This is a genomic window from Streptomyces milbemycinicus, from assembly GCF_002154605.1.
GTDB classification, from domain to species: domain Bacteria; phylum Actinomycetota; class Actinomycetes; order Streptomycetales; family Streptomycetaceae; genus Streptomyces; species Streptomyces milbemycinicus.
The window spans coordinates 1-10,000 of record NZ_MUNE01000878.1; the positions used below are offsets into that span (position 1 = coordinate 1).

Annotated in this window: 5 protein-coding genes; all 5 read left to right on the plus strand. The window is 68.2% G+C overall.

The window, feature by feature from the left end:
* The first annotated feature begins 165 nt into the window (after positions 1 to 165).
* The 5 genes from CCN51_RS48115 to CCN51_RS48135 all read left to right on the plus strand — a co-directional run bounded on the left by CCN51_RS48115 (position 166) and on the right by CCN51_RS48135 (position 9,661).
* On the plus strand, positions 166 to 756 hold the full coding sequence (locus tag CCN51_RS48115; protein WP_043492769.1) for a TetR/AcrR family transcriptional regulator: 591 nt from the start codon (positions 166 to 168) through the stop codon (positions 754 to 756).
* 276 nt (positions 757 to 1,032) lie between these two features.
* A complete protein-coding gene (locus CCN51_RS48120; protein WP_158104772.1) occupies positions 1,033 to 4,158 on the plus strand; it encodes a glycosyl hydrolase in 3,126 nt (1,041 codons plus the stop codon).
* A 431-nt stretch (positions 4,159 to 4,589) separates the two neighbouring features.
* Entirely contained in the window at positions 4,590 to 5,531 is a 942-nt protein-coding gene (locus CCN51_RS48125; protein ID WP_014182232.1) for an ABC transporter ATP-binding protein, read from the plus strand.
* Positions 5,528 to 6,904 (plus strand): ABC transporter permease, encoded by a 1,377-nt coding sequence (locus CCN51_RS48130; RefSeq protein ID WP_014182233.1) that lies wholly within the window; start codon positions 5,528 to 5,530, stop codon positions 6,902 to 6,904. The genes CCN51_RS48125 and CCN51_RS48130 overlap by 4 nt, the downstream gene beginning before the upstream one ends.
* 6 nt (positions 6,905 to 6,910) lie before the next feature.
* Complete coding sequence (locus tag CCN51_RS48135) at positions 6,911 to 9,661, plus strand: bifunctional YncE/alkaline phosphatase family protein (RefSeq protein ID WP_014182234.1); 2,751 nt, start codon at positions 6,911 to 6,913, stop codon at positions 9,659 to 9,661.
* Positions 9,662 to 10,000: the final 339 nt, after the last annotated feature.

Below are 10,000 nucleotides of genomic sequence, written 5' to 3' on the forward strand. Positions count from 1 at the left end.
CGCTGGCCGCCCAGCGAGCGGCCGAGCAGCACCGCGTCACACCCCAGGAAGTGGATCTTGTGGCGCGGCCGGCCCCATAAAGGTGCGGGCATCTTCTGTCCGCATTAGCTCGGTGACCAGCGGCGGAGCACTCGTGGTAGCGACCAGATGGGGCATACTGCATCCGTGACAGGCGACAGGGAGTCCCGGCCACGGCGGCGTGGCGAGGAGCTCGAGGGGGCGCTGCTGGACGCTGCCTGGGACGAGTTGGTCGAGCACGGCTGGAACGACTTCAGCATGCCGCGCGTGGCGCGGCGGGCCGGGGCGGGCAAGGCTTCGTTGTACGCGCGCTGGCGCACGAAGGCAGCGCTCATCGCGGCAACCTCGTTTCGGCAGTCCCAGCTCCCGCCAGGGCCGCTCGATCTGTCCGGCTCCCTGGCGGAGAACCTTCGCTCGGCGCTCGACGGGACGTGCGCGTTCCTGCGCGGGCCGTACGGATCCGCGGCGCGTGCTCTGGCATCGGAGTCACCGACCTTGGACTTGAGTCAGCGCCCCGCGGACACGCCCATCCAGGTCGCCGTCGAGATCATCGAGCATGCGCGGGCCCGAGGAGAGCTCGGACCGTCGCCGATTCCTCCCCGCGTACTCAACGTGGGCTTCGCCCTGGTCATACAGTCGTTCCTCGTCGACGGTGCCCTTCCAGGACCCGAGGAACTGGACGAGATCGTGGCTTGCGTCTGGCTGCCCGCCCTTCGCGCGGCAGCTCCCACCGACTAGCTGGACACGTCGAGACAGACCGCGGCCGAAGAACGCGCCCGGGGCGATTCACAGCCCGCCGAACCATGACCGGGCACCAAGGGGCGGCCCGCCCCTCTCACCACAGATATCCCGATAGTGAACTTGAGTTCTCTATTGACGCGGCATGTCGTCCGCCATACATTCCCTGTGACGTTCTTGTGAATCGTTTCATCTCCCCTTTGCGCGATGGTCGGGCCTGTTCATCGCCCCGGCCGGGCGCTCATCCCGCCGGAACCTACCTCGAGTTGGAATCCCATGGCTCCTCACTCCAACCGTGCCCAAGAGCGGGCTCGCCACCTCGGCGGGCGCTTCGTGCGCGCCACCGCCGCCCTGGCCGCGGCAACGGTCACTATCAGCGGGCTCGTGGCCGCCACACCCGACGCCACACCCGTCGGCGGATCGCCCGGCGTGACGCCGGTCGCCGCCAGTTCGGCTACTGCTGCGGCGAGTTCCGGCAGCTTCGCTGACCCGACGCCCGCGAATCGTCCCCTGTACCGGTTCTGGAACACCGGTGGGATGATGACCCCGGACTCCATCAAGGACCAGGTCGCCCAGATCAGGGCCTCGGGAGCCGGTGGCTACGAGGCCAATCAGCTGACCCGGGTTCTGGAGTCCGCGCCGGGCTACGACCCGGCCGCGATGGGTTGGGGCACGACCCGGTGGACGGACACGTGGACGAACCTGTTCACCGCCGGAAAGGCCGCCGGCCTGCGCGTCGACGGCATCTACACGCCCGGCTGGTCGGCCGGCACCCAGACGGTGAACCCCGATGGCCCCGGCTCGGCGAAAGAGGTCACCTTCGGGCAGGCGTGGCTGAACGCCGGTGCCACCTTCGACGGGCCCCTCCCGACCCCGACACTTCCGCCTGGTGTGCATGACCAGGTGCTGCAGGGCGTCGTGGCCTACCGGTGCCTCAAGCACTGCGCCGCCCCGTCGGCCAAGGACTCGGTCCCGGTCCTCGACCCCGAATCGGCCGTGGACCTCACCGACGACGTGGCCGACGGCGAGGTGTCATGGACCGCGCCGACAGCGCCTGCGGATGCGCGGTACGTGCTGGTCGCGGCATGGATGAACGGAACGGGCCAGACCGTCGCGCTGGCCGCGACCGCGAAGACCACGTACCTGGTCGACCACTTCTCCCAGTCCGGGTTCCGCGCGGTCAAGGACTACTGGGACGACCACGCGATGACACCGCAGCTGCGCAAGGCCATGAAGGCCGGCGGCGGATCGATGTTCTTCGACTCCCTCGAGCTCAACCGAGAAGGTGAGCAGGTGCGGTCGTGGACGGGTGACTTCCTCCAGCAGTTCCACAAGCGCCGCGGCTACTCCCTGGTGCCGTACCTGGCCGGCGTCGGGGTCACCGACCCGGTCTTCGACTTCACCGGCGACACCGGCGACCGGGTGCGGGAGGACTACAACCAGACCCTCTCCGACCTGTTCGTCGACAACCACCTGCGCCCGCTCAGGTCATGGGCGCGCAAGGTCGGGATGACCGTCCGCGGCCAGGGCTACAGCTCATGGGGGCCCTCGCCGATCGACCCGATGGACTCCGCCACCCTGCTCGACATCCCCGAGGGCGAGGACCTGTCGTTCACGTCCGGCTTCACCGAGGGGCCGCCGAAGTTCATCAACACCCGCGGCTCCGACGTGTGGCGGTCCATGGCCAGTGCCGCCGCTCAGTCCGGTCACAACGTGGTCTCGACCGAGTGCTGCGCCGCCTCCGGCAGCGCACAGGTGCAGCGGCAGCTGCTGCTCGCGCACGTCAACCAGCAGTTCTCCGTCGGCGTGAACCAGATGGTGTGGCACGGGTGGGCCGACCAGAGCGCCGGTGCCGCGGCGAAGTGGCCCGGCTTCTCCCCGTTCGGCGCCTACGTGGCCGATGTCTACGGGCCGCAGAACCCGACGTTCGATGACGACAAGGCCATCAACACCTACGTCGGACGGATGCAGACGGTGCTGCGCCGCGGCGAGCTGCGAGGTGACGTCGCCATCTACCGCGACGACCGCGGCCACAGCGTCTCGGGCTCGACCGGTGACCTGTACTTCACCGACCAGTCCCTGGCCCGCGCCGGCTACACCTACGGGTTCATGAACAGCACCCTGATGCGCGCGCCCTCGGCCACCGTCTCCGGCGGCCGGCTCAACCCGGCCGGACTCGGGTACGGCGCTTTCGTCTGGGACACGACCGCCAACCCCGAGACGAACCCGACCATGGACCTCGCCGACGCCAAGCGACTGCTGTCCTGGGCGAAGTCCGGGCTCCCGGTCATCGTGGTCGGCGACCTCCCGACCCGGGTCCGCGGCAACCACCCCGACCAGGACACCAAGCTCGCAGCCGTGATCCGGCAGCTGCTCGCGACCCGATCGGTACAGCAAGTCGCCACCGAGGCAGGAGTCCTCGGTGCCCTGTCGAAAGCGGGCGTGAAGCCGTCGGTGTCCTACTCCGACTCGCCGGTCGTCTCCCTGCACCGGCAGACCACCGACACCGACTACTACTACCTGTTCAACTCCGGCGCCGACACGGTCACCACCACCGCGAAGTTCACCGGCTCCGGCGCCCCCTACCAGTACGACGCGTGGACCGGCGCGGTCACCCGGATGCCGCTCTACAGCCGGACCGACAGTGGAGTGCGGGCGACCGTCTCACTGGCCTCGGGCGACGCCACCGTCATCGCCATCACCCGCGGCAACGAGGACACCCGTGCCGCGCAGCTCCGCGATGTGTGCCCGACGTACGCCACCGACAGCACCGCCTGGACCGTGGTGCGCCCGGACAATGCGCACCTGACCGTCCGCGCCACCAAGACCGGCTCGTACGAGACCCGCCTCTCGACGGGGAAGACCGTCACCAGCCACGTCAAGACCCTCCCGAACGTCACGTCGCCATCGACCTGGACCTTGGACGTCACCTCGTGGCAGGCCGGAAGCGGTGGCCCGAACGACACCGACAAAGTCGCCCTCGATCGGCGCACGATCACTCCGGCCGCGGACGGCAACCTGCCGGACTGGCAGCACATCGACGGTCTCGCCAAGGTCGCCGGCACCTCCACCTACACCACCACCATCACGACCGGAAGCGGATGGGCCGCCGACAGCGGTGCCTACCTCGACCTTGGGAAGATCAACGGTCTGGCGACGGTCACCGTGAACGGCCGGAGACTCCCGGCGGTCAACCAGCTCAACCCGAACAAGATCGACCTGCGCGGCTACCTGAAAAAGGGCACCAACACCATCGACGTCGGTGTCTCCACCCTTCTCGGCAACGCTGCCTACAACTCGAACACCTCCTACGGGCTGGTGGGCCCGGTGAAAGTGACCGGATACACCGAGCGCAACATCACCGCAGGATGTCCGTCCCCCGTCAAGGTCGGCCGCCAGTGACCTTCGAGTCCTCCCCAGACCGGGGCCCGTGCCGCCACGACGGTTACTGAGCCTCCGCGCAAACTTCACGATCGGCTGCACGGCGGCTGACCCGGCCACCGTGCAGCCGTATCGGGTCGAACGGCTCAGCGAAGTAAATCCACGGCAACCCATGGATGCCAAACCTCGCAGGGACTCCGAGAACGCAGCTCAATTGCGCTCCGTGCCCAGTTGACATTCACCGAGACATTCACCATTGCAACTCATCCATGAAAGCATCTAACTTTACCCAAGTAATGGCAAAGATGCTGGTCAAAGCGCGGGAGGCGCCCGCTCGGCGGCGACGTCGAGAACGCCAAGTCGCTTCATGTTCTACATACATTCAACTCTCCACCCCCATGAGCGGCATGATCAATCCATAGGGTCCTTGAGGAATTTGAAGGAAGGGACCCATGGAAGAACTCCGCGCAATCCGGGCTCGCGGTATCACGAAGAACTTCGGTGATGTCGTCGCCCTGGACGGCATCGATCTCGATGTAACGCAGGGTCAGATCCACGGCCTGGTCGGACCTAACGGCGCCGGAAAGACGACGTTGCTCGGCCTTCTGCTGGGGCTCGCGGTGGCCGACGGCGGTCGCCTGGAGGTCCTGGGTACACCGGTCGAGCGGGCACTCGACGCTCCCGACGGTGTCGCCGGCTTCGTGGACGGCCCCGCTCTCTACCCCTCGCTCACCCCACGGCAGAACCTCGCCGCGCTGGCCGCGCTCCGCGGCCACGACGCGCGCACGGCGGGGATCGACGACGTACTCGCCGAGGTCGGTCTCACCGACGTCGCCGACGACCGTACCCGCGGCTTCTCCCTCGGCATGCGCCAGCGGCTCGGGCTCGCCGCCGCCCTGCTGACCAAGCCCCGGCTGCTCGTGCTCGACGAACCGTCCAACGGCCTCGACCCGGCGGGCAAGAAGCACGTGCACGGTGTCCTCAACCGGCTCGCGGCCGACGGAACCGCCGTCGTGCTCTCCAGCCACAACATGGACGACCTCGAGGCGCTGTGCTCCGAGGTGACCATCCTCGCCACCGGACGCGTCGTCTTCTCCGGTCCGCTGAGCGAGCTGGCTACCGAGAACCGTGAACTCGACTACCGGCTGCTCACCTCCGACCCGCAGGCCGCGCGCCGGCTGGCGGACGACGCGCCGGGGATCCAGGTCGTCGACGACGCCGGGATACGGCAGGACGCCGAACTGCTCGTCGTACGCGCCCTGGTGCCTGCCCTCGACCAACTCGTGGTGCGGCTCGTGGAGAAGGGCGTCGCGCCGCGCGAGCTCACCCCCGTGGTGTCGCCGCTCGAAGCCGCGTTTCTGACCCTCACCGAGCAGCAGGAGGCGGGCAGATGACCGCGACCCTCACCCAGAGCCGGGAACAGGAACACGAGCAGGTGACCGGGGGCCGTCGCGTCCCCGTCACCCGCGCCTGTCGCTTCGAGCTCGTCAAGCTCGTCTCCCAGTGGCGAATCCGCCTGCTGGTCCTCGCCTGCTGGATCGCTCCCGCCCTCTTCGTCGCCGGGGTGAGCCAGCAGAGCACACTTCCCGTCGACACCCTCTTCGGGCGCTGGATGCTCGCCTCCGGGTGGGCCGGCCCGCTGGTGATGCTCGGTTTCGCGGGGACCTGGGCGCTCCCGCTGCTGACCTCGGTCGTGGCCGGTGACGTGTTCGCCTCCGAGGACCGGCTCGGCACCTGGCGCCATCTGCTCGTGGCGGTCCGCTCGCCCCGGCGGATCTTCGTGGCGAAGACGGTGGCCAGTCTCACCGTCCTGCTGCTGCTCGTGGCCGGGCTCGCGGTCTCCAGCACCGTCGGCGGCCTCCTCGTGGTCGGCAACCAGCCGCTGGTCGGTCTCGACGGCCATCTCCTGGCACCGTCGGACGCCGCCGTTCAGGTCCTGCTCTCCTGGGTCTGCGTCCTCGCTCCGACCCTGGCGCTCGCCGCACTCGGCCTCCTCGGCTCGGTCACGCTGGGACGGTCCCCGATGGGGCTGCTGGTGCCCGTGCTCGTCTCGCTCGCGATGGCGGTCGCCCAGATGCTGCCGCTTCCGGTGGCCGTGCGCGTCGCCCTGCCGAGCTACGCCTTCATCTCCTGGAACGGCCTGTTCACCAGCCCTCAGCAACTCGGCCCGCTGCTGATCGGCGTCGTTGTCAGCCTCGTGTGGGCCGTGGTCGCGACGGCGCTGGCGTATGTGCTCTTCGTACGGCGCGACTTCACCAACCTGACCCACGACGGTTCGGGCCGCCGCGCGATCACCGTCGGAGTCCTACCGCTCGTCGGGGTGGCCGCCGCGTCGTTCGCGGTCGTCGCCGCGACGACCTCGGCGACGGGCTCCGGGATCGAGCAGGACAAGGTGCAGCGCTCGCTCGCCACGGCGTTCGCGCACCTGTACCGCATGCAGACCGACCAACTCAACCGGCCCGCCGTCACCGAGGCCCAGTTGAAGGCCACGGCGTCGTGCAACAAGGGAAGCGCCAGAGTCGCAGCGGAAGGCCCGGGCAACGACTGGCGCTGCGTCGTGACCTGGCATCTTCCCGGCGTCGAGGCCACAGGACAGGCCATCTACCAACTCGACGTCACTCCGGACGGGCGGTTCATGGCCGATGGCGATGGACCGAAGGAAGTGAACGGCTACTTCCTGGTGCGGACCCCCGACGGGGACGCACCGAACCCGCTGTGGCAGTTCGACGGCAACGTCGAACTGCTCGACACCAGCCCGAAGGGATAACACTCAATGCAGGTAACTCGCCGCCGCAAGCTCGTCGAGGAAGCTCGGATCAACCTCATCGGTAGACGCATCGGCCGCCGGATACCGCTGTTGACGGCGGGCACCACCGCTGTCGCCCTCGTGGCCGCCGGCACGGCGCTCGCGCAGACCCACCAGTTCGGCACGGACCAGGTCGGCCAGGTCACCGAGAATGGCCAGGTCGTCTCCAGCAACCAGTACATCGCCCCGTACGGCGACCGTCTTGTCATCAACCAGGGCAAGATCATGTCGTCCTCGGTCAGCCCGGACGGCACGCACATGGCCGCCTCGGTCACCGACGGTGGCGCGGCCCTGGCCATCGTGGACCTGAAGAACTGGAAGACGCAGCAGCTCGTCAGCAATGCCGCGTCGTCGAACCCCCGCATCAGCAGCAACAACGTGGGCCAGGAAGGCCCGACATACTCGCCCGACGGCAAGCAGCTGTGGCTGGGCCAGCCGGACGGCTACACCGTGTTCACCGTGAACGCGGACGGCAGCGTCTCCAGCCCGAGGACCGTCAGCATCCCGGCGCAGGGGTCCAAGCACGCCCTGGTGGGCGCGGCGGCGTTCTCGGCCGACGGCAAGACCGTGTACTCCGCGGTCAACGGCCAGAACCGGGTCGTCGCCATCGACGCCGCGACCGGGACCATCAAGCAGAGCTGGAACGTGGGCAACGCCCCGCGCGGCATGGTCATCGTCGGCAACAAGCTCTACGTGAGCAACGAGGGCGGTCGCCCGGCCAAGCCCGGCGAGCCCACGATCAACTCGTACGGCACGCAGGTGCTCGCCGACCAGAAGACCGCTGCCACCACCAGCGGCACGGTCAGCGTCATCGACCTGGCCAACCAGGACGCCGCGGTCTCCAGCATCGAGGTCGGTCTGCACCCGACCGCCGTGTACGCCAAGAACGGCGTGGTGTTCGTCACCAACACCGCCGACAACAACGTGTCGGTCATCGACACGGCGAAGGACAAGGTCGTCCAGACCATCTCCACCCAGCCGTGGGCCAAGGCTCAGGTGGGCTACGAGCCCGACGCGGTGACCCTCACCGACGACGGTCACCTGCTGGTGACCCTCGGCCGCGCCAACGCCGTCGCCGTCTACAAGTACACCTCCGCGCAGGAGCCGGTCAGCTACGTCGGCCTGCTCCCCACGGACTACTTCCCCTCGGAGATCACCACCTCCGGCAACGAGGTGTACGTCTCCAACACCCGTGGCATCGACGCCCGCCGTAAGGCCACCGGCGGTCACGGCACCCACGACACGACGTCGAGCGTGCAGAAGTTCACGCTGCCCGGCGACAACGTGATCAAGTCCTACACCGGCAAGGTCTTCAAGCAGAACGGCTGGAACGGCGAGTCGCTCAAGAAGTCCGACGGCTCCCCGGCCAAGCCGGTGCCGGTCCCGGTCAAGCTCGGCGACCCCTCGACGATCAAGCACGTCTTCCTGCTCGTCAAGGAGAACCGGACCTACGACCAGGTCTTCGGTGACATTCCGCAGGGCAACGGCGACCCGTCGCTGACCGAGTTCGGTGAGAACGTCACGCCGAACCAGCACGCCCTGGCCAAGCAGTTCGGCCTGTACGACAACACGTACGACATCGGCACCAACTCCGCCGAGGGTCACAACTGGCTGATGCAGGCGGACGACCCGGAGTACACCGAGTCATCGGCCGGTGAGTACACCCGCAGCTACGACACCGAGGACGACGCCCTCGGCCACCAGAAGACCGGCTTCATCTGGACCGGTGCGCAGGCGGCCGGCAAGTCCGTCCGGAACTTCGGTGAGTTCCAGCAGTTCCTGACCAAGCCGTCGGGCGCCAGCTGGCAGAACCTGTACTGCGACAGCAAGAACATGGCGGCGACCGGTCAGGACACCGCCTACCCGCTGAACTCGACCTCGCCGATCCCGTCGCTCAATGACGTGTCGGTGCACGGCTTCCCGAAGTTCGACACCAGCGTCCCGGACGTCTACCGGGCACAGATCTGGAAGAAGGACTTCGAGAAGAACGGACCGGCGAACCTGAACATGTTCTGGCTCTCCAGCGACCACACCGGTGGCCCGGTGAGCGCTGCCTCCCAGGTCGCGGACAACGACCTCGCCGTGGGCCAGATCGTCGACGAGATCTCGCACAGCAAGTACTGGAAGGACTCGGCGATCTTCGTCGTCGAGGACGACTCCCAGGCGGGTCTCGACCACGTCGACGGTCACCGTGCCCCGGTCCAGATCATCAGCCCCTGGGCCAAGCACTCCACGGTGGACAGCCACTACTACTCCCAGATCACGATGATGCGGACCATCGAGCAGATCCTCGGGATCCAGCCGATGAACCAGAAGGACACCGCGGCCACCCCGATGGCCTCGGCGTTCACCCAGAGCCCGGACTTCACGCCGTTCAAGGTGCTGCCCAACCGGACCTCGCTGACCGCCGGTGTGAAGACCGCGCCCTCCTGTGGTCTGGACACCCCCGCGGCGCAGGACCTGAAGGCAGCCGCCGTGCCGTCGCCCTCGGTGCCGGCGGACATGAAGGATGTCGCCGCCCAGTGGGACCAGTGGAAGCCGAAGCAGCGGCTGACCGGTCCCAACGCCGTTCCGGACTACGCTCCCCCTGCCCAGATGAACCATCTCACGTGGTACGAGACCCACAACTGGGCGAAGCCGTACCCGGGTGAGAAGAAGATCTACGCTCCGCAGGACGTGCCGGGCGCCGCCATCCCTTCGGCGGAGAACGACGGCTGACGCAGGCTCACGTGCCGGGTGGCCCCTGGTCGGCATCATCGCCGGTCAGGGGCCCACCTGCGAAACGCGAGGCGCCGTCCCGGCGGGCTCCCCGCCGGGACGGTGCTCGCGTCGGGCCGTACGGCCCACGGCCCGCCACCGGTGCGGGCCGGCACTGCTCGACCCCGCTCTCGACCTGCTGACCGGACTGGGCACACACGAGGCGACCTGGGTCGTCGACGACGCCCCCAAACGCAGCCGGACGGCGGCCAACCCGCTCTGTGACCGATCCGGGTTCATCGAGGTCGACTGGCTATGGAGCTTCACCCGCCGGACGCGCCGAGGATCCGGGTGCGCAGG